At 57.6% G+C, this 23,054-nt stretch carries 19 protein-coding genes; 6 read left to right on the top strand and 13 right to left on the bottom strand.

What is annotated here, in order from left to right:
* Positions 1-54: 54 nt before the first annotated feature.
* A complete protein-coding gene (locus PG871_RS13085; RefSeq protein WP_270729966.1) occupies positions 55-831 on the top strand; it encodes an enoyl-CoA hydratase-related protein in 777 nt (258 codons plus the stop codon).
* A 6-nt stretch (positions 832-837) separates the two neighbouring features.
* On the opposite strand, the gene PG871_RS13090 is transcribed toward PG871_RS13085, so the two are convergent.
* Positions 838-1,344: a DUF2087 domain-containing protein gene (locus PG871_RS13090; protein ID WP_270729969.1), complete on the bottom strand. Its 507-nt coding sequence runs from the start codon at positions 1,342-1,344 to the stop codon at positions 838-840.
* A gap of 240 nt (positions 1,345-1,584) precedes the next feature.
* Positions 1,585-2,880, bottom strand: coding sequence for a citrate synthase (gene gltA / locus PG871_RS13095; protein WP_270729971.1), 1,296 nt, complete (start codon positions 2,878-2,880; stop codon positions 1,585-1,587).
* Positions 2,881-3,577: 697 nt separating this feature from the next.
* Between gltA and PG871_RS13100 the strand changes: the two genes are divergently transcribed.
* Entirely contained in the window at positions 3,578-5,620 is a 2,043-nt protein-coding gene (locus PG871_RS13100) for a ComEC/Rec2 family competence protein (RefSeq protein WP_270729972.1), read from the top strand.
* On the opposite strand, the gene lexA is transcribed toward PG871_RS13100, so the two are convergent.
* From lexA to PG871_RS13135, 7 genes are all read right to left on the bottom strand, one after another.
* Positions 5,614-6,321, bottom strand: coding sequence for a transcriptional repressor LexA (lexA, locus tag PG871_RS13105; protein WP_270729975.1), 708 nt, complete (start codon positions 6,319-6,321; stop codon positions 5,614-5,616). The genes PG871_RS13100 and lexA overlap by 7 nt on opposite strands.
* Before the next feature lie 200 nt (positions 6,322-6,521).
* Positions 6,522-7,697: a molybdopterin molybdotransferase MoeA gene (locus PG871_RS13110; protein ID WP_270729978.1), complete on the bottom strand. Its 1,176-nt coding sequence runs from the start codon at positions 7,695-7,697 to the stop codon at positions 6,522-6,524.
* Complete coding sequence (moaC, locus tag PG871_RS13115; RefSeq protein ID WP_270729980.1) at positions 7,694-8,170, bottom strand: cyclic pyranopterin monophosphate synthase MoaC; 477 nt, start codon at positions 8,168-8,170, stop codon at positions 7,694-7,696. The genes PG871_RS13110 and moaC overlap by 4 nt, the downstream gene beginning before the upstream one ends.
* Positions 8,170-8,982 (bottom strand): indole-3-glycerol phosphate synthase TrpC, encoded by an 813-nt coding sequence (gene trpC, locus PG871_RS13120; protein WP_270729982.1) that lies wholly within the window; start codon positions 8,980-8,982, stop codon positions 8,170-8,172. Before trpC ends, moaC begins: the two co-directional genes overlap by 1 nt.
* Complete coding sequence (locus PG871_RS13125) at positions 8,979-9,659, bottom strand: uracil-DNA glycosylase (protein ID WP_270729985.1); 681 nt, start codon at positions 9,657-9,659, stop codon at positions 8,979-8,981. The genes trpC and PG871_RS13125 overlap by 4 nt, the downstream gene beginning before the upstream one ends.
* Entirely contained in the window at positions 9,656-10,675 is a 1,020-nt protein-coding gene (gene trpD / locus PG871_RS13130) for an anthranilate phosphoribosyltransferase (RefSeq protein WP_270729987.1), read from the bottom strand. Before trpD ends, PG871_RS13125 begins: the two co-directional genes overlap by 4 nt.
* Entirely contained in the window at positions 10,672-11,265 is a 594-nt protein-coding gene (locus PG871_RS13135; RefSeq protein WP_270729989.1) for an anthranilate synthase component II, read from the bottom strand. The genes trpD and PG871_RS13135 overlap by 4 nt, the downstream gene beginning before the upstream one ends.
* A 168-nt stretch (positions 11,266-11,433) precedes the next feature.
* Between PG871_RS13135 and PG871_RS13140 the strand changes: the two genes are divergently transcribed.
* A complete protein-coding gene (locus tag PG871_RS13140; protein WP_270729990.1) occupies positions 11,434-12,831 on the top strand; it encodes a divergent polysaccharide deacteylase family protein in 1,398 nt (465 codons plus the stop codon).
* A gap of 152 nt (positions 12,832-12,983) precedes the next feature.
* Complete coding sequence (locus tag PG871_RS13145; RefSeq protein WP_270729991.1) at positions 12,984-13,790, top strand: alpha/beta fold hydrolase; 807 nt, start codon at positions 12,984-12,986, stop codon at positions 13,788-13,790.
* Here PG871_RS13145 and PG871_RS13150 read toward each other — a convergent pair.
* Both PG871_RS13150 and PG871_RS13155 read right to left on the bottom strand, forming a co-directional pair.
* A complete protein-coding gene (locus tag PG871_RS13150) occupies positions 13,787-14,938 on the bottom strand; it encodes a lytic murein transglycosylase (protein WP_270729992.1) in 1,152 nt (383 codons plus the stop codon). The two genes, PG871_RS13145 and PG871_RS13150, sit on opposite strands and share 4 nt — an antisense overlap.
* Positions 14,939-15,085: 147 nt before the next feature.
* A complete protein-coding gene (locus tag PG871_RS13155; RefSeq protein WP_270729993.1) occupies positions 15,086-17,047 on the bottom strand; it encodes a bifunctional 2',3'-cyclic-nucleotide 2'-phosphodiesterase/3'-nucleotidase in 1,962 nt (653 codons plus the stop codon).
* A 203-nt stretch (positions 17,048-17,250) separates the two neighbouring features.
* Between PG871_RS13155 and PG871_RS13160 the strand changes: the two genes are divergently transcribed.
* On the top strand, positions 17,251-17,445 hold the full coding sequence (locus PG871_RS13160; RefSeq protein WP_270729994.1) for a hypothetical protein: 195 nt from the start codon (positions 17,251-17,253) through the stop codon (positions 17,443-17,445).
* Positions 17,446-17,635: 190 nt separating this feature from the next.
* Entirely contained in the window at positions 17,636-19,522 is a 1,887-nt protein-coding gene (locus tag PG871_RS13165) for an acyltransferase family protein (protein WP_270729997.1), read from the top strand.
* A gap of 55 nt (positions 19,523-19,577) precedes the next feature.
* Here PG871_RS13165 and trpE read toward each other — a convergent pair whose 3' ends face one another.
* Positions 19,578-21,089: an anthranilate synthase component I gene (trpE, locus tag PG871_RS13170; RefSeq protein WP_270729999.1), complete on the bottom strand. Its 1,512-nt coding sequence runs from the start codon at positions 21,087-21,089 to the stop codon at positions 19,578-19,580.
* A gap of 36 nt (positions 21,090-21,125) precedes the next feature.
* On the bottom strand, positions 21,126-22,982 hold the full coding sequence (locus tag PG871_RS13175) for a peptidylprolyl isomerase (protein WP_270730002.1): 1,857 nt from the start codon (positions 22,980-22,982) through the stop codon (positions 21,126-21,128).
* Positions 22,983-23,054 lie beyond the last annotated feature (72 nt).

A 23,054-nucleotide genomic window follows, 5' to 3' on the forward strand; every position in this document is an offset into this window, starting at 1 on the left:
CGGCTGGGAGACGGCGGACCGGAATGCGATGAAAGAGCAGGACCGGAGGGATTTATGGACTATCAGACGATTTCTTATGAGGTGACGGACGGCGTTGCGGTTGTGACGCTGAACCGGCCGGATACGTATAACGCCATGACGCAGCAGATGCGGGCCGAGATCACCGACGCGGTGCTGGCCGCGGACAAAGAGGCGCGGGTTCTGGTGCTGACCGGGGCGGGTAAGGCGTTCTGTTCAGGGCAGGATCTGGGCGACGCGTCAAGTGCAGCGAACCTGAACCTTGAGCGGACGCTGCGCGACGAATATATGCCGATGATCCGTGCAATCCGCGAAAGTAAAATCCCGTCAATCTGTGCCGTGAACGGCGCCGCCGCAGGGGCAGGCGCGAACCTTGCGCTGGCGGCGGATGTGGTGATTGCCACTGAGAGCGCCTATTTCCTGCAAGCCTTTTCACGGATCGGCCTGATGCCAGATGCAGGTGGCACCTATGAGTTGCCGCGCGCAATGGGTGCAGCCAAAGCCATGGGGGCGGCGTTGTTTGCCGACAAGATCAGCGCGCGCCAAGCCGATCAGTGGGGCATGATCTGGGAAGCGGTTGCGGACGGCGAATTTGAAGCTGTTTGGAAAGCGCGCGCCAAGCATTTGGCAGAAGGCCCAACGCTGGCTTATGCCGAGATCAAGGCAGCCATTCAGGAGACCTGGGGCAACGACTGGACCAAACAAATGGAACAGGAAGCCAAACGCCAGGGTAAGTTGGGCGGCACCCGTGATTTTCAGGAAGGCATGGTGGCGTTTCTGGACAAGCGCCCCGCGACATACGAGGGGCGCTGATCCGTTTCAGCGGTCTTTCAAGCGATCCATAAGGGCCAGCGCTTCGGGCGTTGGCCTTTGTTCTATCCGGCGGTAAACCCGCCCGTCGATGGTGCGCGTCGCAAGCTTGTGGTCAATCAACGAGCGGCGCAGAAGCACATGGTCATTAAAGCTTAAACCGCCTTTGAGGACCGCGTTGACCTCTTTTTCCGAGAGATCCTGATGTGCGGGCAGCTGCGCCCAGAATGGCCAAAGGCAGAGGCCCTGCACCTTGGTCCATTTTGGCCAGCGAAACATGCGGCCGGTGTCGTCAAACACCCGCAGCGCCCGTTTTAGTGCCAATTCGTCGAGGTCAACCTGAGCCGGTTGCGCGGCTTTGAGGTGCTGGTGATTGCGAAATCCCGCAGCCTTGGCCACAAGCGCGAGCATGGCCGCGTGCCCGGGCAGAGTGTCGGCCTCAGACAGAGATTTGCGCAGTTGTTTGGTGAAAGCCGAGACATCGGCCACATAGAGAGGGGTCACGTCCTGAGACATGTTTGCATCCTTTGACAGAAGTGCCATCCGCAAAGCGGGGTCGATGGCCGCCCTTGTCGACGGCACGAAACAAAGGTGCTGTCGAAAAGATATATCGCAGGTTTAGCAAAGTCTGATGACCGGCGGCGCCTGGGTGAACTGCGGACCCTCAGGGATCTGTAGCGCGCGCGGAATCTAAGCACAATAGCAACGAAAAAGGCCGCCCCCAATGGGGACGGCCTTGCAACAGGTGTCGAAACCTTAGCGGTTTTCGATGTCAGTGTAGGAGCGTGTGTCTTCACCCAGATACAGCTGACGTGGGCGGCCGATTTTGTGGCCGGGATCAGACAGCTGTTCTTTCCACTGCGAGATCCAGCCGACGGTGCGCGACAGTGCAAAGATCGGTGTGAACATCGAGGTAGGGAAGCCCATCGCTTCGAGGATGATGCCGGAATAGAAGTCGACGTTCGGGAACAGCTTCTTGTCCTTGAAGTAGGGGTCGTTGAGTGCGATGTGCTCAAGCTCTTTGGCGACCTGCAGCAGAGGGTTGTCTTCGACGCCCATCAGTTCCAGCACTTCGTCGGCCGACTGTTTCATCACCGTCGCGCGCGGGTCCATGTTTTTGTAAACACGGTGGCCAAAGCCCATCAGGCGGAACGGGTCTTCTTTGTCTTTGGCGCGCTTGATGTATTCAGGGATGCGATCAACCGACCCGATTTCCTTGAGCATCTCGAGACACGCTTGGTTTGCGCCACCATGGGCAGGACCCCAGAGGCAAGCGATGCCAGCCGCGATACAGGCGAAGGGGTTCGCACCGGAAGAAGACGCCAGACGCACAGTCGAGGTCGAGGCGTTTTGCTCGTGGTCGGCGTGCAATGTGAAGATACGGTCCATGGCGCGTGCCAGGATCGGGTTCACTTCGTACTCTTCAGCAGGCACGGCAAAGCACATACGCAGGAAGTTGGACGCGTAATCCAGATCGTTGCGCGGATACACAAACGGCTGACCGATGGTGTATTTATAAGCCATCGCGGCGATTGTCGGCATCTTGGCGATCAGGCGGTGCGACGCGATTTCACGCTGGCGCGGATCGTTGATGTCGGTGGAGTCGTGGTAGAAGGCAGACATAGCGCCAACGACGCCGGTCATGATCGCCATTGGGTGCGCGTCACGGCGGAAGCCACGGAAGAAGTTGACCATCTGCTCGTGCAGCATCGTGTGATGCGTGATGGTGTGTTCAAACTTTTCCAACTCAGCTGCAGTTGGCAGGGCACCGTACAAAAGCAGGTAACAGACTTCGAGATAATGCGATTTCTCGGCCAGATCACCGATAGGGTAGCCGCGGTGAGTCAGGATGCCGGCTTCGCCGTCGATATAGGTGATCGTCGAATCGCAGGACGCGGTCGAGGTGAAGCCCGGGTCGTAAGTGAAGACACCAGCTTGACCATAGAGTTTACGGATGTCCAATACGTCCGGCCCGGAGGTGGGCGAGTAGATTGGCAAATCGAAAGTCGCGCCCTCAATCGTTAGAGTTGCAGTTTTCTGGGTCTCAGACATCACTGTATTCCTTTTCTTCATGCGCACGACAAGTGAAGTCGCGGCGGTGTCCCTGCCAATGCCGCGGTGTGCATATCGCAACCGTCAGTATTGGCGCCATGTGTGTTTGGCATGCGCTTGGCGCGGTTCAGTTGCGCGCGGCTCGCCCATTGTTTTTCGCGCCTGCGTGGCATTTCCTGCGGGTCCGACGTCACGACTTGCACAAGGTCACGTCATGTCACGGGTCCGCATTGCCCAAGCGTAAAAATTGGCCCGCCAGGCGGCTACAAGCGTCTTGCGCGATGAGCTAACATTTTGCAGCTGCGGCGTCAATTCTTTCAGTATACAAAGGGATACCATGAGGGGGTTGAGTTAACTTCTCTTGGTGTTTTTCAACAGTCCGTGAACCGACTTACTATTTTGTTTCATAACGATTTTTATCGCCAAATAGATTGTGAATGAGCTGCGGCGTCCTGTCCTGCGTAGAAATACGGTATGTGGTGTGTGGTGAATTTTGACCGGCGAATGAGGACAATTTGAATGGCCTTTTGCAGCAGTGCAGCACTGAGGATTGTGGGTGCTGTGATCGGGGAGCAATTTCCGGCGGCGACGGCGGTGATGGAATCACCAAGTGGCTCGCCTTTTAACGTTTCGGTAATCATCGCTGCCTAACCTAAAAATTGTTTAAAAAATAGATTCAAAGGCCACCAGTTTGCGCATGATCCGAAATTTCAGGATCGCCGTTTTGGAACAGCAGGGGCATCTGTTTAATTGGGTGCCTGTCTGTTTGGGCGGCGGGATCGGGACATATTTTCTGCTGCGGTTTGAACCCACTGTGGCGCTGCTTTGTCTGGTGATGGCGATCGCCGCCGGCGCCGCCTTGATCGCGCATGGGCGGGAAACGGATACTGCAGCACTGGTGTGGTGTTTGACGTTGGTTTTGACGGGTTTCACCCTGGCAGGCGTGCGCGCACAGAGCGTGGCGGCGCCGGTGTTGGGATTTCGGTATTATGGCCCAATTGAAGGTCGGGTTGTCGGATTGGATCGATCGGCATCCGACGCGGTTCGGGTGACCTTGACGGATGTGGTGCTTGAGAACGTGGCGCCAATTCGGACCCCGCACAAAGTTCGGGTGTCTTTGCACGCGCGTGAGGACGGTACAGCTCCAAAGCCTGGAATGATCGTGGGCACAACCGGACATTTATCTCCGCCTGCGGGCCCGGTGGAGCCGGGAGGTTTTGATTTTCAAAGGCACGCCTGGTTCCAGAGATTAGGCGCAATTGGCTACAGCCGAACGCCGTTGGTGACTTTGAGCAGCACTGAAGGGAACGCGACGATTCTTGCGCTTCGGATGCGCTTGTCCAAAGCGATTCAGACACGCATGCCACCACAGGTTGCGGGGTTCGCGGCAGCGGTCACAACCGGCGACCGTTCAGCAATATCACAAGATGTGTTGGAATCATTGCGCATCGCCAATCTGGCGCATTTGTTGGCGATTTCCGGTCTTCACATGGGTCTGTTGGCGGCCTTTGTGTTTGGCGCTGTCAGGGTTGGCGTGGCCGTGATCCCGCCATTGGCGGTACGAATAAATGGGAAAAAGGCGGCCGCGGTGGTCGCCTTGGCGGCATCTGCTGCGTATCTGGTGGTTTCTGGTGGAAGTGTATCAACCCAGCGTGCTTTTGTGATGACCGCCGTGATGCTGACCGCGATTTTGCTGGACCGGCGCGCGCTCAGCTTGAGAGCGGTGGCCGTTGCGGCGACGATTGTGTTGACGATGCGCCCGGAGGCCCTGTTGGGGCCGGGATTTCAGATGTCATTTGCGGCCACAACTGCGCTTGTGGCGGTGTTTGGCGGGCTGCGCGACCGTGAGATCCCCTTGGGGCCAAAGTGGTTTCGTCCGGTAAGTGCAGTCGTGGTGTCGTCACTGGTGGCGGGATTGGCCACCGCGCCGTTTGCAGCCATGCATTTCAATCACTTGGCCCACTATGGATTGCCCGCCAATCTGATGTCTGTGCCGGTCATGGGCACGATCGTTGTTCCCGCAGCAGTGCTTGCGGGGGTGCTGAGCCTGTTGGGGCTGGAAGCCGTACCATTGTGGATCATGGCGCAGGGGTTGAGTTGGATACAGGGCGTGGCGAGTTTTTTCAGCTCACTTGAAGGCGCGCGCAGTTTTGTTGTGACGCCGGGCGGTTGGGTGCTGCCGCTGGTGGCGTTTGGTGCGCTGTGGGTGATCCTCTGGCGCAAACCGTCACGTTGGGGCGGGGTTGGCTGCTTGGTTTTAGCAGGAGTATTGTGGAGCCAGACAGAGCGCCCGGACATTCTTATCTCGGACACAGGTGGATTGGTCGGGCTCATGACTGCTGATGGTCGGGCGCTGTCAAAGCCGCGCGGAAATGGTTTTGTTGCTCGCAGTTGGTTGGAAAATGACGGCAGTGCCCGAGATCAGGAAGATGCGGCAAGTCGTTGGGACGCATCGGAAAAGGGCATGTCTGTGATGCCGATTGTGGGGCAGGGCCGATTGATCCATCTATCCGGAAAGCGCGCCTTGTCTGCGTTTCAGGGCTGCCATCAAGGGGACATTCTGGTCACAAATCAGACGTCAGACATCCGTTGGGCATGCCAAAGCTTTGGTCCTGAAAACCTTCGTGTTCTGGGCGCGGTGGCGATTCAGATATCGCCTTCCGGCCCCAAGGTGGTCAGCGCGCGGCAGGTCAGCGGGCGGCGTCTGTGGCACGCAACGCTGCCACATTCGGATCAATAGGTGCGGATCAAACCAACCAGTTTACCCTGCACTTTGACCTTATCCTCCGGATAAACGCGGGTCTCATACGCGGGGTTCGCCGCCTCAAGCGCAATGGACGTGCCATTGTGGTGGAACTTTTTCAGCGTCGCTTCCTGATCTTCGACCAAGGCCACAACGATGTCGCCGTTGTCGGCGGTCGTGGTCTCGGCAATGATGACAACGTCGCCGTCATTGATACCCGCGTCGATCATCGAATCGCCTTTGACTTCAAGCGCATAGTGGCTTGAGCCAGGTGCAAGCATCTGTCCGGGCACGGCGACGTGGTGGTCCACATGGCTGATGGCTTCGATTGGTACACCGGCGGCGATTTTACCCATGACCGGCAGTTCACGTGCGTGCAATTGGATTCTGTCGGAGGCCAAATTCGCAGGTTGCGCGGGCGAGGGGTGTGGACCTTCGATGACTTTGGGCTGAAATCCGGCCGCGGTGGGCGTGCCACCCATGCTTTCAGGTAGTTTTACGATCTCGATTGCGCGGGCGCGGTGGGCAAGACGGCGGATGAACCCACGTTCTTCGAGTGCGGTGATTAACCTGTGGATACCGGACTTGGACCGCAAATCCAGCGCGTCTTTCATTTCGTCAAAGCTGGGCGGCACACCGTCACGTTGCAGGCGGGTGTGAATGAACTCCAGAAGATCGAGCTGTTTTTTGGTTAACATGGGACTGCTCCCCCTTGTGTCTGACCCGGGTCGGTTTTGCCTTTAAAGGAACGGCCTTAGAGTGGGCGTTTCCTGTGGGTTATTCCCTTTGTTCTATTCATGTTCTTGTTTTGTGTCAAAACTTTTTGTGAACATAGCGGAAACATAGGCGGGACGGTCTGCCTGAGTTTGTGCGTAACATTATGTAAAGTAATAAGAAATCAGAGTGAAAGGTATTGGACTTCGGTGCCCTTTGTCATTGCCCTTGCGTGTGGCGGCGCAATGAGAAGGGCATTGGCAGTGCTCAAAACGGTTAACAAGCTGCTGTCCTGATTGTCAAAAACGCGGATCGTGCCGTTCTCGACATTGGCGCGCATGTAGTGTTGCCGCGGGCCGTTTGGCGGCAAGTCGTGCGCAAGTTGTGCCGTCTGTTCCGGCGAAGCGGATTGACCAAGGCCCAGCATGGCGCGGACGGCAGGCAGAACAAAGACTTGCCCGCAAACAAGGGCCGAGACAGGATTTCCGGGCAGGCCAATCATCATGGTGCCATTGGTCAACGTGCCAGCCATGAGCGGTTTGCCCGGGCGCATGGCGATTTTGTAGAAACTGCGTTCCATCCCGAGACTGGCCGCGACATCGCCAACCAGATCGTGATCGCCTACTGAGGCACCACCGATTGTGATCAGCAGGTCCGCGTTATCAATCAGTGAAAATGCGGTTTTAAGCGAGTTTTCGGTGTCACTTGCGATCGGCAATAGGCGCGCCTCGCATCCCGCATCCAGCAACATCGCCTGTAGGCCAAAGGAGTTGGATGCGATGATTTGATCCGGGCCGGGGGTTTCGCCGGGCATCACCAACTCGTCGCCGGTTGCCAGGATCGCCACTCGTGGGCGACGGGCGACGGTGACTGCAGCGATGTTCATCGCCGCCATCAAAGCAATATCATTGGGGCGTAAAATTGTTGGTGCATCAATGGTTTGGCCGACCTTGAAGTCGCCACCTGCGGGACGGATGTTGGTGCCGGTTCCAAGTCGGTCAGTGATTGTGATCGTGTCGCCGGTGCGATCAATGTCTTCCTGAATGACGACGTGGCCTGCGCCGTCCGGCACTGGTGCCCCTGTAAAGATGCGGACGGCCTGACCGGAGGAAATAGTTCCGTCAAACGCGTGGCCTGCGGCGGCTTCGCCGATAACAGCGTAGGATGCGCCCGGCGCAACGCCTTCGGCGCTGACGGCATAACCATCCATTGCCGAGGCCGAAAACGGTGGTTGATCGCGGGTAGCAGCAACCGGTTGCGCAAGTACGCGGCCGTTGGCCTGCGCCAAAGGGATGGTTTCGGTGGGCAATGGTTTGGTGAGCAAAAAGAGTTGGTCGAGCGCCTCGGAAACGGAAATCATTTGGCTTCGAACCGCCCGGATTTTCCGCCATCCTTTAAGATCACTCGAATGCCACCAATTTCCATTTCCTTGTCCACGGCTTTGGACATGTCATAAACAGTGAGAGCTGCGACATTGACTGCGGTCAACGCCTCCATCTCGACCCCCGTTTGGCCGGTTGTTTTCACTGTGGCCTCGATGCGCACACCGGGCAGGCTGGCATCGGGGGTCAGTTCCACCGCAACCTTGGTAATCGGCAAAGGATGGCAGAGCGGTATGAGGTCTGAGCACTTCTTGGCACCCATGATGCCGGCAAGGCGAGCGACCCCAAGAACGTCGCCCTTCTTGGAGCGACCTTCAGTAATGATTTCATAGGTTTGTTTCGCCATCTTCACCCAACCCTCGGCGGTGGCGACACGGGAGGTTACGGCCTTTTCAGAGACGTCCACCATATGGGCGTCGCCTTTGCCGTCAAAATGGGTGAGGCCACTCATCACAGGGCTCCTGTGGTCAACGGATTGGCGAGCAGCGTGCGGGTTGCCGTCGCGACATCGTCTTGGCGCATCAAGCTTTCGCCGATCAGGAATGTGCGCGCGCCATAGCGCGCCATATCAGCCAGTTCCGCAGGCGTGTTCAGGCCGCTTTCGCAAACAATCAAACGGTCCGCAGGCACTCGTTTGGACAGGATGCGTGTGGTGTCGAGCGTCGTCTCAAAGGTTTTGAGGTTGCGGTTGTTGATGCCCATAAGTGAGGATTTCAAATGACTTGCGCGCTCCAGCTCCTCGGCGTCATGGACTTCGAGCAGAACATCCATGTTCCAGCCAAATGCAGCGTCTTCGAGTTCTTGTGCTTGCGCGTCGCTGACGCTTGCGAGGATGATCAGGATGCAGTCAGCCCCAAGCGCGCGGGCTTCTGCCACTTGATAGGTGTCATACATAAAATCCTTGCGCAGTGCGGGCAGATTGGTCGCCGCACGTGCCTGCGTCAGAAAGGACTTATCCCCCTGAAAACTAGGCGTATCCGTCAGTACTGACAGACAGCTAGCGCCGCCGTCTTCATAGGCTTTTGCAAGCTCCGGTGGATTGAAGTCTTCGCGGATCAAACCTTTGGAAGGGCTGGCTTTTTTGACCTCGGCAATCAGACCATACCCGGTGCGCGATGCTTTGTGCAGTGCATCCGCAAAGCCGCGTGTCGGGCCAGCTTCGCGGGCTTCGGCTTCCACCGCCTCGAGCGGTTTTGCGGCTTTGTCTGCGGCCACTTCTTCGAGTTTGTAGGCTTTGATTTTGTCCAGAACGGTTTCGGTCATGCGTCAGTCCAGTTAATTGGCGGCTCTCCTCGGTTGGAAAGCCACGTATTGATGCGTGAAAACGGCTTTGACCCAAAGAAGCCGCGACGCGCCGACAAAGGCGAAGGGTGTGCGGTTTCGATCATCAGGTGCCCGTTTTCAGGGTTGGTGCCATCTTTAGGCGATGTGATGTGCGGCGCAAGGCTTTGTGCCTGTTTTCCCCATAGGACAAAGGCACAGGGTTTGGCCGAGCTGGCGGCCAGCACCTGATGCGCGAGGCGTTGCCAGCCGAGGGCTTTGTGTCCGTTGGCTTCACCTGCGGGAACGGTGAGAACGGTGTTGAGCAACAATACACCTTGATCTGCCCAGAACCGGAGGTCGCCTGTCATCGGGGCTGAGCCGATGTCGTCGATCATCTCTTTGTAGATGTTGTTGAGAGAGCGGGGCAGTGGTTTCACGTCTGGGTCTACAGAGAAAGACAGGCCGTGCGCGTGGCCTGGCGTCGGGTAGGGGTCCTGACCAAGGATGACAACGCGAACCTTGGAGAGCGGCGTGCGTTCAAGGGCAGCAAAGACCTGATCTGAGGGTGGAAGAATATCGCGCGTGTCGTTTTGGACCTGCGTGGCAATTGCCGGCAGGTCTTGTGCAAAGAAAGGAAGGCCTGCCCAGCCGCCGAGTTTGGCGGTGGATAGGCTCATGCTGCGGAAGTGACGGCTGCGAGGCCTTCGACTTTGGATTTTGCGGCACCGGTGTCGATGCTTTCGCGCGCTTTTTCAACGCCTTCTCGCAGGTCGCTTGCGGCGTCCGCCACAACAAGTGCAGCCGCCGTATTCAACAGAACAGCGTCGCGGTACGCGGAGTCGGCCCCGTCCAGAAGGGCGCGGAAAGCATTGGCGTTCTCCTCGGGAGTGCCGCCGACAATGGCCTCAAACGGATGCACGGGCAGGCCAGCGTCCTCGGGGTGAAGTTCCACGTCTTTGATGCTTCCGTCAGTTTCCAATGCCGACACCCAGCTGACGCCGGTGATGGTCAGCTCGTCGGTGCCGTCCGAGCCATGTACTAACCAAGCGCGCTCGGATCCAAGCTGGCCTAGCGTCTCTGCCATTGGTCGGATCAGGTCACGGGTGAATGCGCCGGTCAGTTGACGTTTTACGCCTGCCGGATTGGTCAGCGGGCCAAGAATGTTGAAGATCGTGCGGGTGCCAAGTTCGGCGCGGGTTGGCATCACATGCGCAATTGCAGGGTGGTGCATGGGCGCCATCATGAAGGCGATCCCGCATGTTTTTAGCGCTTTTTCAACAACATCTGGGCCAACCATGACGTTGATACCCATCTGAGTTTGTACGTCGGCCGTACCGGATTTGGAACTTAGGTTACGGTTGCCGTGTTTGGCGACAGGTACGCCTGCACCTGCCGTAACGAAAGCGGTTGCAGTCGAGATATTTAGCGTGTGTTTGCCATCACCGCCTGTGCCGACGATGTCGATCGCGCCTTCAGGCGCTTTGACGGCGTTGCATTTGGTGCGCATCACTGCGGCCGCAGCGGCGTATTCATCCACGGTTTCCCCACGGGTGCGCAGCGCCATGAGGAGGCCGCCAATCTGACTTGGCGTTGCTTCGCCTTCAAAGAGAATCGCAAAGGCGGCTTCGGCCTCTTCGCGGGTCAGAGGGCGTTCGGCAGCAGCGCCGATCAGCGGTTTGATTGCGTCGTTCATGCGGCTGCCCCTTTGGTTTGCGGCATCATGTCGAGGAAGTTTTGCAACATCTTGTGGCCGTGCTCGGATGCGATTGATTCCGGATGAAATTGCACGCCTTGCATCGGCAATTCACGGTGCTGGAAGCCCATGATGGTGCCGTTTTCAAGCTCTGCAGTGATTTCGAGACACTCAGGAAGCGTTTCGCGGTCCACCACCAATGAATGATAGCGTGTGGCTTCAAACGGACTGGGAAGACCGGCGAAAAGGCCTTTGCCAGTGTGGTGCATCGTGCCCATTTTGCCGTGAACAATTTCGTCGCAGCGCACAACTTGGCCGCCAAAGGCCTGTCCGATGGTCTGATGGCCCAGACATACTCCCATAAGAGGGGTGCGGGTTTCGGCGGCGGCTTCGGTCAAAGCCAAGCAAATGCCCGCCTGATCCGGATCACAAGGCCCGGGTGAGAGCAAAATGCCTGCAGGGTTCATGCCCATTGCATCCTGTACCGTCAAAGCATCGTTGCGCCAAACCTGCACGTCAGCCCCTAGTTCGCCCAGATAGTGAACGAGGTTGTAGGTAAAGCTGTCGTAGTTATCGATTAGGAGCAACATGTTGCATCTTCCGTTACTGTTTTGCGAAACAGGGTGGAGGCCGAGGCCTTGGTCGCGGTATACATGTTCAGGCTTGGGCAAAAGGGTCAAGGGGGGCGCAGGCATGAAACCTCCTGAGAGACCCAAAGAGCACGGGTAAACGAAGAAAGAAATTAGGGGGCAACGGGCATGGTGCGCGGAGTATTGTCAGGGATCATCTGGGGTGTCGTGGTTGTCGGCGGTGTGCTGGCGGTGACGTCTTTGTTGGCGCCTTTGCCAGCGACGGTGTCGCCACAGACCGAGGCGGCGGCAGGCACTGAGGGGCAGACCAGCGGCGAGGCTGCCAATGCGCCGGCGGCCGGCGGTGCTACTGATGCGGACGTCAGCGATGCAACCGGTGGCGATGTCGCGACTCCGGCTGATGAGGATCAACCGGTGCTAAGCAGCACAGATTCGGCGCCGAAACCGGAAACTGGCGGCGCGGAGACTAGCATGCAGGCGCCCGATGCGGCCCAAGACAGCGGCTCGATGACGTTGGAAGGCGAGAGCCCGGTGCTACCCAATCCACAGGCGCCAAGCCCTGATGTGCCTGCCGCAGATACCGAGCTGTCCATTTCGGTGAACCCGCCGCAACCGCAGGCGCCGGTTGAAGGGCAGGACAGCGCCTTTCCAACAGATCAGCAAGAAGAGGACGGAGCGCTGTCTGTGACTGAACCTGCCCGAACACCGGAAGCTGAAGATGTGACACCGCAGGCCGAGGAGACGGCGGAAGGTGCGACGTCGGACGAAGCGCAAACATCGATGCTGAAGCCCGCAGGCGAGCTTGGCGAGAGTTTTGAGCAGCGCACGTCAACGCGCCTGCCAAGTGTTGGTGATGAAACCGCTGATGCAGCACAAACACCTGAAACGGGGGCATCCAAACCCATTACGGTAAATGCGCAACCATATGAGAACGTGGATGGAAAGCCGGTCATGTCGATAGTCCTGATCGACGAAGGCAAGCCGGTCAACCTAGAGGCTTTGGCAGGGTTTCCGTATCCGCTGAGTATCGCGATTTCGACCTTGGATCCGGAAGTTGCAGTCAAGGCTGCGCAGTACCGATCCCAAGGAATGGAAGTGTTGGCTATGATTGACATGCCAGCCGGGGCCGGGGCGTCCGATGTCGAGGTCGCTATGCAGGCGCATTTGTCGGTATCGGATGATTTTGTCGGCATCATGGAGGGCGTGGGCGACGGCTTGCAGGGGGGCAAAGTGGTCAGTGATCAAGTAACTGATGTGGCGCTCAATGAAGGTTATGGTTTGGTTTTGTTTCCCCAAGGCCTGAACACCGCACAAAAGCTCGCGGCCAAAGAGGGCGTGCCTTCTGCCAGCGTGTTCCGAGACTTTGATGGTAAGGGGCAAACCGCTGTGGTGATCCGCCGGTTCCTCGATCAGGCGGCGTTCAAAGCACCGCAGGAAAGCGGGGTCGTGATGGTCGGTCGTTTGCGTGAAGAAACGATTTCAGCGCTGGTCCTTTGGGGCTTGCAGGACCGCGCAGGTACAGTGGCGCTCGCGCCGGTATCGGTGGCGTTGACCACCCAAAACTAGGTTGAAATGCCTGTCTGTTATGCGTCGGTATCGCGTCAGTATCGCGTCGGTCCCAATTCTTTTGGGGCCGACGTTGCGGTTCAGTTGGGGATTTTGCGCATTCCGTAAATCCCTCTGCTAGTCTGATCCCCATATAGGGGAGGAACCACGCGATGCCATTTGCTGATCTGAACGGGGCACATATTCACTACACTGATACCGGAGGAGACGGCGACGCGGTGGTGTTCAGCCACGGGCTTTTGCATCACGGAGGTATGTTCGCGGCGCAGGTTGCGCATCTGAAGGACGATTATCGCGTGATCACGTTTGATCACCGCGGGCAGGGGCAGAGCGGCATCACCGATGACGGGTATGACATGGACACGCTGAGCGAAGACGCAGCGGCTTTGATCGCGCATCTCGGTGTCGGACCGTGTCATTTTGTCGGGCTTTCCATGGGCGGTTTTGTCGGGATGCGCCTTGCCGCGCGGCGGCCAGATGTGTTGCGTAGCCTGACGTTGTTGAACACCTCATCTGAAGCCGAGCCCACGTCCAATCGACCCAAGTATGCGGTGATGACCTTTTGTGCGCGTTGGCTGGGACTGGGGTCTGTGGTCGGCGGCGCGATGAAGTCGATGTTTGGTCGGACGTTTTTGAACGATCCGGCGCGGGCGCAAGAGCGGGCGTTTTGGCGCGCGTCGATGACGTCGGGCGACAGGATTGGAATCACGCGCGCCGTGAAGGCGGTGTTCGCGCGCGAAGGCTGCGAAGCGTTGCTTGGGCAGATCGACCTTCCGGTGGGCATTGGCGCGGGCGAAGAAGATGTCGCCACGGTGCCCGCAAAATCAGAACGCATTCAGGCCGCCATCAAAGGCGCGCAGTTGACCGTTTTCAAAGGCGCCGGCCATTCCAGTACAATTGAAACGCCTGATCAGGTGAATGTCCTGATCGCGCAGACAATTGCGCGTGCCACCGGTTAGGCCAGAGATTTCAGCAAGGACTGCGACGGGTCGCCGGTGGGGTCCAACCCGAGGCTGCGCTGATAATCCGCAATCGCCGCGCGCGATTTTGGACCAAGCACGCCGTCGGCGCCGCCGGTGTCAAAACCACGAGCCGTCAGGCGGGACTGCAGCGCGATGCGGTCGTCTTTGGTCAGGCCGTACTTGTCCGGCGGGAAGGCGGTGCGCAGAGGGCCTGCGCCCCCAATGCGGTCGGCCAGATGGCCAACGCCAATCGCGTAGCTGTCAGAGTTGTTGTAGCGCTTGATGGCGTTGAAATTTCCGGTGACAGCAAAACGTGGGCCGTTTGCTTGAGGTTGAATCACGCGACTTGCGCTTTCGCCAGAACGCAACTCCCGGCCCCACTTTGTGCCACGCGACCAGCCGTTACGCTCAAGATAGGCGGCAGTGGAGGCTAATGCATCAGACGGGTCATCAGACCAGATGTCGCGGCGGCCGTCACCGGTGTAGTCAACGGCGAAGGCCTGATAGCTGGTGGGGATGAATTGGGTGTGGCCCATGGCACCGGCCCAGCTTCCGGTCATGCGGGCAGGTGTGATGTCGCCGTTTTGCAAAATCTTAAGTGCGGCAATCAGTTGTTTTTCGTAAAAGCTGCCCCGGCGGCCATCAAAGGCCAGCGTGGACGTGGCCGAGATCACCGGAATGTCGCCTTTACGGTCGCCATAGTAGCTTTCCAATCCCCAAATCGCGCAGATAATTTCTGCGTCAACGCCGTATGATTGTTCTAGCTTTTGCAGGGTACCTTTGTGGCGTGAGAACGCGGCCCGGCCTTTGCTGACCCGTTCGTCAGAGGCGGCGATAGACAGATAGTCTTCGAGTGTTCTCGTGAATTCGGTTTGGTTGCGGTCGCGTTTGATAACGCCGGGCAAGTAGCCGGTGTCGCGGAAGGCAGAATTGAGTGTGGATTCGGTGATGCCTTGCGAGAGGGCGCGGCCGCGGAAGCTGGCGACCCAAGCGGCGTAGTCACGGTTGAGTTGCGGTCGAAGGTCGGCAGGCAGGCCAGTTGGCGCCGGCGCACGCGCCTGTGAGGTGGTTTGCAACGTGCTGTTACAGGCGGAAAGCGCAAGGGCGGAAAGGCCCAAGGTGAAATTGCGACGCGAGATACTCATGAATACTGCCCTTGTTTGCCAAGATGTGTTGGCAGCAGTTTGGCAGGTATTGGCCATAGGGGCGAGGGGGAAACGGTGTGGATTGTAGGAAGTGAAAAAGGGAGCCATGGGGGCTCCCTTTTGTAGATCTTGGGGTGACGGATCAGGTCACAAATCGATGCGGAAGCGCGCAAAGCCGTCGGGGCCTTCGCCTGCGGGTGCGATTGACACGCCTTCGACGTCAGCGGCGTAGTCAGCAGCCTTGGGGCCTGTGTCAAACAGAACCGAGGTGCCGGGCAGCGGTGCAAAGGTCCAGTTGGCATCTGCGCGTGGGCTGATGGTGCCTTTTTCAACGATGTAGCGCACAATCACGTCGCGGTTTGTGTCGGGGCCTTCAAACACCACGGTGTCACCCATGGCACCGGGGAATTTGCCGCCGCCGCCAGCGCGGTAGTTGTTGGTTGCGATGATGAATTCCGCCGCCATATCAAGCGGTTTTCCGTCAAACATCAGGTCAACGATGCGGTTTGCATCGGCGTTGATCAGAGTGCCTTTGGGGTCGAATTTTGACGGTTGGCTGAGGTCGATCTGGTAAGTGACACCATCGATGACGTCAAAGTTGTAGGACGGGAATTCAGGGTTCAGCAGCACCTGATCGGCTTTGCCGGCTTCTACCTGATTGAAGATACCAGCAGAGCGTTCGAGCCAGTCTTTGACCTGTTGGCCTGTGACTTTCACTGCGCGTGCCGTGTTGGGGTAGAGGTAGAGATCGGAGACGTTTTTGATCGCAACATCGCCCTTGGCCACGTCGGTGAAGTATTCGGGGCCGCCACGGCCGCCTGCCTTGAACGGGGCAGCAGCGGACAGGATCGGCAGACCTTCGTACTCGGTGCCTTTCATCATCTGCTCGATGTACCAAAGTTGGGCAATCGACACGATCTGCACAGATGGGTCATCCGCTACTAGCGCGAAATAGCTGTGCAGCGGTGCGTCGGTTTTACCAACGGCTCGGCGCACATAGGCCAGTGTCTCGTCGTGTTCTTTCTGGACGCTGGCAAGCACGTCGGGCTGGCTTTCGACCAGCGCAGTGATCGAGCGGTCCTCGTTGCGTTTGGAAATCGGACGGGCTTCGGTCGTGTGGCTGACGATCTTCCATTCGTTGCCGGAGCGCTCAAGCATCAGATCGATCAGACCCATGTGCGAGCCCCAGAAGCCGCCCATAGCGGCCGGTTTGCCCATAATGGTGCCTTTGGCCACATCGACGCCTGCGATGCCTTCGTAAGCAGACGATGGGAACACGCGGTGGTGGTGACCGGTCAGAACGGCGTCGATGCCGTCCACGGCGGCCAATGGCACCGAGGCGTTTTCCATGCCGTCGGAGTGGTCAGCTTCGCCAATGCCCGAGTGCGACAACGCGATGATCAGGTCAGCGCCTTCTTCCTTCATCTGAGGCACGTAGGCGCGGGCGGTGTCGACGATGTCGCGCACCTGAACGTTGCCTTCAAGATGGCGGCGGTCCCAGTTCATGATCTGGGGCGGTGTGAAACCGATGACGCCGATTTTGATCATGTGCTTTTCGCCCGCACCGTCGGTGACTTCGCGGGTCAGGATCGAGTAGGGCTTAAACAACGTTTTGTCTTCGCGCGGGGTGGCGCCTTGGGACAGGGACACGTTGGACAGGACGGTTTCGAAATCCGCACCAGCCATGGATTTCATCAGAAAATCCAAGCCGTAGTTGAATTCGTGGTTGCCGACGGTGGCCGCGTCATAGCCCACAGCATTCATCGCAGCGATGACGGGGTGCATGTCGCCGTCTTTCATGCCGCGCTCGTAGGCGATGTAGTCGCCCATTGGGTTGCCTTGCAAAAAGTCACCGTTGTCGATCAGCATCGAGTTGGTGGCCTCATCCCGGATGCCTTTGATCAGAGAGGCTGTGCGGGCAAGGCCCACGGTGTCACGCGGTTTGTCCGCATAATAGTCATACGGAAAGACATGTACGTGCAAATCGGTGGTTTCCATGATCCGCAGGTGAGCCTGATTGGTGGCCGCATTGGCCGAGAATGGGTGCAGGGCGATGAAGCCGGCAGACGCGCCAAGGAAGTGGCGGCGGGACAAGGTGAATTGGGACATGGAACCCTCGATTTGTTGAGTTTATTGGTACGCCAGTTTTGGCGCGCAGACTTTGGAATAGTCCGGGAACTGTAACACATATTTGACCGCTCGGAAAAATTTTGATGACGAAGTGACGCGTGGTTGATGGCTTGCAAAACTTTACGCGTCTGTCACGTTGGGCCGTAAGTGATTGGACGACGGACGCAAGGGGGCACCGAGTCATGAAACACGTTCCAAAAGAAACCACAGACGAAGATCTGATCCAGCAATTCTTGGACAAGGGTGGAAAGATCAGCAAAGGCAAAACCAAGCCGATGCCGCATGATCTTGGCATCAGCAAAGGTGTTTGGGGCAATAAGCTGACCAAAGAAGAAAAGGCCGCGCGTGACGAGAAGTTCGAAGAACCTAAGGGGTGATCTTCTATCAGTCGTGGCAGGTGCTTTTTGTGGGGCTAGGCGCGCGCATGTCGTTCGGAGTGTCTAAAAAGATGAGTTGTTTGGCTTGTTTGGGCCACCTATAGAAGCGTGGCGTTGGAACTTATTGCGGGCATTTGGCATATGTCCCTACTGGGTTTGCGCACGCTCCTTTGACGTGGCGAGGGTTTAATTGGACTATCGTAAAGAGATTGACGGCTTGCGGGCCATCGCTGTGCTGGCGGTCATCGTCGACCATACGGGGCTAGGCTGGTTGCCCGGGGGATATGCTGGGGTTGACGTTTTCTTTGTCATTTCAGGTTATTTAATCACCGGCATCGTCAACAAAGGTTTGGCCGACGGCAGTTTCACCTTCCGCGACTTCTACAAGCGCAGAGCATTCAGGATCTTTCCTGCGCTGTTTTTTGTGCTGGCCATCATGACGCTTTTCTCCTGGATATTTCTGACGCCCTCTGAGTTGCAGGATTTTTCTGCCAGCGTATTTTTCAGCGTCCTGTTTCTGTCCAATGGCTATTTCATCAATTTCGTCGACTACTTTGGTCCAAGCGCCTCGGTGATCCCGCTGCTTCATACATGGAGCCTTGCGGTTGAAGAGCAGTTTTACATTCTGTTTCCTTTGCTGGCATGGGCCAGTTGGAAACTTGGTGGCAAGCGAGGTTTGCTTTGGGGCGTGGTATGTCTTGGGATCGCGTCTCTCCTTCTGGCGGAGTGGGGCTGGCGTAACGAACCAAGGGCCAACTACTTTTTCTCACCATCAAGATTCTGGGAGATTTTGCTCGGGTCGGTGGCGGCTTTGGCGTTGGCAGGGCGCAAGCGGCCCGAGAATGGAGCGCTTGCAACCTTTGGCCTTGCGATGTTGGTGGCAACATTTGTGCTCTACGACGATCTGGTGCCATTTCCATCGGTCTATGCGCTGTTGCCGACGCTGGGTACTGTACTGATATTGGTGTTTGCTCCTGTTCAGGGAGGCGTTTCCGCGGTGCTGAGCGGGGCGGCAATGCGGTGGATCGGCGGGATTAGCTTTTCGGCTTATCTTTGGCACCAGCCGGTTTTTGCGTTCTCCAGAATTCACGGCATTGCACCGGACCAGTTGGTAACCGCATGTGTGTTGATCGCCTTGGTGCTTGGATTGTCTTACGGATCATGGCGTTTGATTGAGCAACCCTTCCGCAGCCCCGCGGAAGGTCGGCCAATGTTGCGCAAATTCCGCGGTATGATTCTAACGGTCATGGCGATTGCCTTGATTGCGATTTCGCTTGTGGGGTATGTCAGTGATGCGCCTTTGAAGCGCCACAGCGCGGCTGATCAAAACCTGTTTGAGACTACACGTGTTGAAGCGAGCTCTTACAATCGGGGAATTCGGAAGGGTTTTCAGCGTCAGGCCTTTGACGGCTCAGGTGATGCCACCAAAGTGGCGATGGTCGGGGACAGCTTTGGCCGTGATGTTATGAACGCGCTCCAAGAAAATGGCATGATGGCACAGTTGGATTTCGCGCTTTGGACCATCGGGCATACCTGTGCGCCGTTTTTCCTCAAAGACGAGACCGGTCTATCCGAGCACGTCGATATTGAAGCTTGTGACGCTGAGTGGGACCGCTATCAAAGCGAGGCTATGTTGCGGAGTTTGGCGCAGGCGGATGTGATTATTGTTTCTCACAAATGGTCTGAGTGGCAGGTTCCCTTTGTCGAGAAAACACTTGAAAACCTTACTGAACACTCAGACGCCAAAGTCATATTGGTTGGACCAAAACAATTTGGTTTCAGTGGTTTACGTGAGGTGTGGGCTATCGAAGAAGACCTGCGGCCATCGGTCGAATTGGACGTGTCAGATGAAGTGGTGGCTACGAATTCCAAGATGCATGCGCTCAAAGCGGACGCTTATTTCGACATTCAATTAAGCGTGTGTCCCGCGACAAGTTCCTGTCCAGCGACTACGCCCGATGGGCGGGCAATTTCCTTGGACGGTGGCCACCTAACGCCTGCTGCTGCGCGCCTTGTTGGGGAAAGATTGTGGGACAACAGCGAAATCGTTGAGATATTGGGTGTCAGTCGTCCCTAAAAAAACGGCCGGAACGGCTGGGTTTCAGCCGGACCGGATGCCTCTTGATACTTGATCAGCTGTTTCCGGTGCCGGTGAAGCGGGCAGCATCCGCCGCCGCCCGTCGAATGGCGTTGGATTTGTGCACGGTTTCCATGTACTCGGCCTCTGGGTCGCTGTCGTACACAACGCCGCCACCGGCTTGGATATAAAGCTTTTGGTCTTTCACAATCGCGGTGCGCAGCGCGATGCAGATGTCCATGTCGCCGCCCGAGCTGAAATAGCCGACGCCACCTCCATAGATGCCTCGTTTTTCAGGCTCCAATTCGTCGATGATTTCCATCGCGCGCACTTTGGGTGCGCCAGACACGGTGCCTGCGGGCATGCCGGCAAAGAAGGCATCAAGCGCGTCTTTGTCGTCAGACAACTCGCCCACCACATTGGACACGATGTGCATCACGTGGCTGTAGCGTTCGATGATGAATTTTTCTGTCGGGCGCACAGTGCCGATTTTAGAAACGCGACCGGTGTCGTTGCGGCCCAGATCCAGCAACATCAGATGCTCGGCCAGTTCTTTCTTGTCGGCCAGCAGATCCGCTTCGAGTGCGTTGTCTTCTTCGGGTGTTGCGCCGCGCGGACGGGTGCCTGCGATCGGGCGGATTGTGACCTCGTCGCCAAAAACGCGCACCAGAATTTCCGGGCTGGCGCCGACAACCTGATAACCGCCGAAGTTGAAATAGAACATAAATGGAGAGGGGTTGGTGCGTCGCAAAGAGCGATAGAGCGCGAAGGGCGGCTGCGGGAAATCCTGCGTCCAGCGTTGGGCAGGCACAACTTGGAAAATATCGCCCGCCCGGATGTAGTCTTTGGCCTTTTCTACCGCGGCCATATAGCCCTCTTTGGTGAAATTGGACACCGGCGGGGATACTTCGTGTGCATCGCCCAAATCGCGGGCGGCTTGTGGCATCGCGCGTTCAAGGTCGCGCACAGCGTCCATCACCCGTTCAGCGGCCTGTGCATAGGCGGCCTTTGCGGATTGACCTTCGCTAACCCATGCAGGCGAAACTACGGTGACTTCGCCTTTGACCCCGTCAAGCACGGCCACAACAGAGGGACGCATCATGCAGGCATCTGGCAGACCAAGCGGGTCCGGGTTCACGTTTGGCAGATGTTCCACCAAGCGGATCATGTCATAGCCAAGGTAGCCAAACAGGCCAGCAGAAGCCTGTGGCAGATCATCTGGCAGATCAATGCGGCTTTCGGCGATCAGATCACGCAGGTTGTCCAGCGGGTTGCCGTCTTGATCCACAAAGGCGTCACCATCAAAGCGCGCGGTGCGGTTCAGGCGGCTGGTGCCGTCGTGACATTGCCAGATCAGATCGGGCTTCATGCCAATGATCGAGTAGCGACCGCGCACCTCGCCACCTGTCACCGATTCAAGCATAAAGGCGTCTTTGTGGGCGCCAGTGAGCTTGAGCATCAGGGAGACGGGTGTGTCGAGATCCGCTGCAAGGCGGGCATAGACCACCTGATTTTCGCCAGCTTCATAGGCGCGGGCGAAGTCGTCAAAGGAGGGGACGAGATCCATGGGATCAAGCCTTTCTGTCTGTCACGCGGCGCTGCATCACTGCATCTGCGCGTGCACGGCGTTGATGGCCTGTGTATTGATTTCTGCCGGATAGGCCACCTGCAAGGCTTCGGCGTAAACTTGGAACAGGTCTTGAGAAATGCCGCCGCTGAGTTGCTGATTGATCAGGTTGACCAGGCCAGAGATTTCCGGATTGGAGTAATCAGGCGCAGCGATGGCATCCAGACGCACCAACAGCAGACCGCCATCGCCGGCCGGGATCTGACGCAACTCGCCGACGGTCATTTCAAACACCTGCGACATGAAATCTGCAGGGGTGCCAGCGACATAATCGGACCGGTCCATATTGATTTCTTCGTTGGCGTTGAAGCCAAACGAGGTGAAGTGTGTGCCGGATTTGAGCTGCGGCTCAAGCGTGCTTACCAGAGTGGCGAGCGCTTCGGCGGTGCGATCCGCTTTGAGAGCGGCGTTCACATCGTCTTTCACATCGGCAAACGGGGCAGGGGTGCTTTCGGTTTCACCTTCAAGGCGCAAGGCAAACATACCGCCGTCTTCCAGCGTTACGATCTCCGGAAAATCGCCTTCGGCAACGGCTGCTGCTGCCGTGCGGAAGCCTTCGTAACCTGCGATGTCGTCGGAGGTGTTGGCGTGCCAGTCGATGCTGCCCAACACCATGTCGGTCTCATCTGCTAACTCTTCGAGCGTGGCGCCACCGGCGAGCAAATCGTCTGCGGAGCCGATTTGCAGGTCGATCACGCGGCGGGCGCGGTCGATGGCGAGGTCTTTGCGCAGCTCGCTGACCGCGTCTTCAAAGCTGGTGAACCGTGCTGGCAGGATGCCGTTTACACGAAACAGGGCCGGACCAAGGTCAGTTGTCACAGGACCGGCGATACCGCCAACGGGTGTGAGGAACACAGCTTCGCCTGCGGTGCTGAGGTCGGATTTGGAGACGTCCCCGAGATCCACGTCCGAGAGCGCCAGACCACGGCTTTCGACCAGCGCTTCAAACGACGTTTCGCCGGTGCGTAGCTTGCCAAGCGCGGTTTCAGCTGCTGCCGCGTCGGCAAACGCGAGACGCTCTACCAGACGGCGTTCGGGTTGATTGAAGTCTGCGTCACGCTCTGCGTACAGCGCTTTAAGCGCGTCTTCGTCCACCTCAACCGTATCCAGAAGCATGGTTGGTGTGACCCAGGCAAATGTGATCTGACGGGTTGCGGGCAACATGTAGTTGTCGATGTTGGCGTCATAATAGGCCTGCGCGTCGGCTTCTGACGGATCCTCTACGGCGGTCGTGAGGTTGTCGCCGGTCAATTTGGTCCACGTGAAATCACGGTCTTCGGCAACAAAGTCGATCACGGTCGCGGCGTAGCTGTCGGGAATGCTGACACCGGACACAACCGCGCCCTGCAGCAGCGAACGGGCGGTTTCCTCGCGCACGCTGTCTTCAAACGCGGATTCGTTCATACCAGCCTGTTCAATGGCAAACGCATAGGCGTCGCGGTCAAACTCGCCGTCCAAACCCTGAAACGCCGGAATGGCCAGCAATTCACGGCGCAGGTTTTCATCGCCAATCGACAGCCCCATACGGGTGGTCTCAGCGTCCAGGGACCGCGTGGTCACAAGCCGTGCAAGCACGTTGCGGTCAACACCAAACATTTGCGCTTGGGAAAAGGTCAAAGACTGACCAATCTGGGCCTGATAAGCGTTCATTTCTTCTTGCAGGCCACGGGCATAATCATCCACTGAGATGTCTTTGCCACCCACAGTGCCCACCGAGCGGATGGTGCCGGAGAGGTTTGTGACGCCAAACCCGCCAAGACCCAGAATGAGCATCGCCATCAGGATCCACACCAGTGTTTTGGACGTTTTGCCCTTTGGTTTTTCCGTGGCCATGTCAGTTCCTTACGTCTTGGTCTTTGGTTTGTCTGCGCGGATGTCTACGCGGTTGAGGAAAAGGGGGCAAGC

It is taken from the genome of Shimia sp. Alg240-R146, assembly GCF_947331465.1.
In the GTDB taxonomy this organism is placed as follows: domain Bacteria; phylum Pseudomonadota; class Alphaproteobacteria; order Rhodobacterales; family Rhodobacteraceae; genus Shimia.

Coding starts and splice junctions, on each gene's coding strand:
- gltA (WP_270729971.1), bottom strand. CDS start 2,880: ATGTCTGAGACCCAGAAAACTGCAACTCTAACGATTGAGGGCGCGACT.
- PG871_RS13145 (WP_270729991.1), top strand. CDS start 12,984: ATGCCATTTGCTGATCTGAACGGGGCACATATTCACTACACTGATACC.
- PG871_RS13175 (WP_270730002.1), bottom strand. CDS start 22,982: ATGGCCACGGAAAAACCAAAGGGCAAAACGTCCAAAACACTGGTGTGG.
- PG871_RS13140 (WP_270729990.1), top strand. CDS start 11,434: ATGGTGCGCGGAGTATTGTCAGGGATCATCTGGGGTGTCGTGGTTGTC.
- PG871_RS13125 (WP_270729985.1), bottom strand. CDS start 9,659: ATGAGCCTATCCACCGCCAAACTCGGCGGCTGGGCAGGCCTTCCTTTC.
- PG871_RS13100 (WP_270729972.1), top strand. CDS start 3,578: ATGATCCGAAATTTCAGGATCGCCGTTTTGGAACAGCAGGGGCATCTG.
- PG871_RS13160 (WP_270729994.1), top strand. CDS start 17,251: ATGAAACACGTTCCAAAAGAAACCACAGACGAAGATCTGATCCAGCAA.
- PG871_RS13110 (WP_270729978.1), bottom strand. CDS start 7,697: ATGATTTCCGTTTCCGAGGCGCTCGACCAACTCTTTTTGCTCACCAAA.
- lexA (WP_270729975.1), bottom strand. CDS start 6,321: ATGTTAACCAAAAAACAGCTCGATCTTCTGGAGTTCATTCACACCCGC.
- moaC (WP_270729980.1), bottom strand. CDS start 8,170: ATGAGTGGCCTCACCCATTTTGACGGCAAAGGCGACGCCCATATGGTG.
- PG871_RS13135 (WP_270729989.1), bottom strand. CDS start 11,265: ATGTTGCTCCTAATCGATAACTACGACAGCTTTACCTACAACCTCGTT.
- trpE (WP_270729999.1), bottom strand. CDS start 21,089: ATGGATCTCGTCCCCTCCTTTGACGACTTCGCCCGCGCCTATGAAGCT.
- trpD (WP_270729987.1), bottom strand. CDS start 10,675: ATGAACGACGCAATCAAACCGCTGATCGGCGCTGCTGCCGAACGCCCT.
- PG871_RS13155 (WP_270729993.1), bottom strand. CDS start 17,047: ATGTCCCAATTCACCTTGTCCCGCCGCCACTTCCTTGGCGCGTCTGCC.
- trpC (WP_270729982.1), bottom strand. CDS start 8,982: ATGACCGAAACCGTTCTGGACAAAATCAAAGCCTACAAACTCGAAGAA.
- PG871_RS13085 (WP_270729966.1), top strand. CDS start 55: ATGGACTATCAGACGATTTCTTATGAGGTGACGGACGGCGTTGCGGTT.
- PG871_RS13150 (WP_270729992.1), bottom strand. CDS start 14,938: ATGAGTATCTCGCGTCGCAATTTCACCTTGGGCCTTTCCGCCCTTGCG.
- PG871_RS13090 (WP_270729969.1), bottom strand. CDS start 1,344: ATGTCTCAGGACGTGACCCCTCTCTATGTGGCCGATGTCTCGGCTTTC.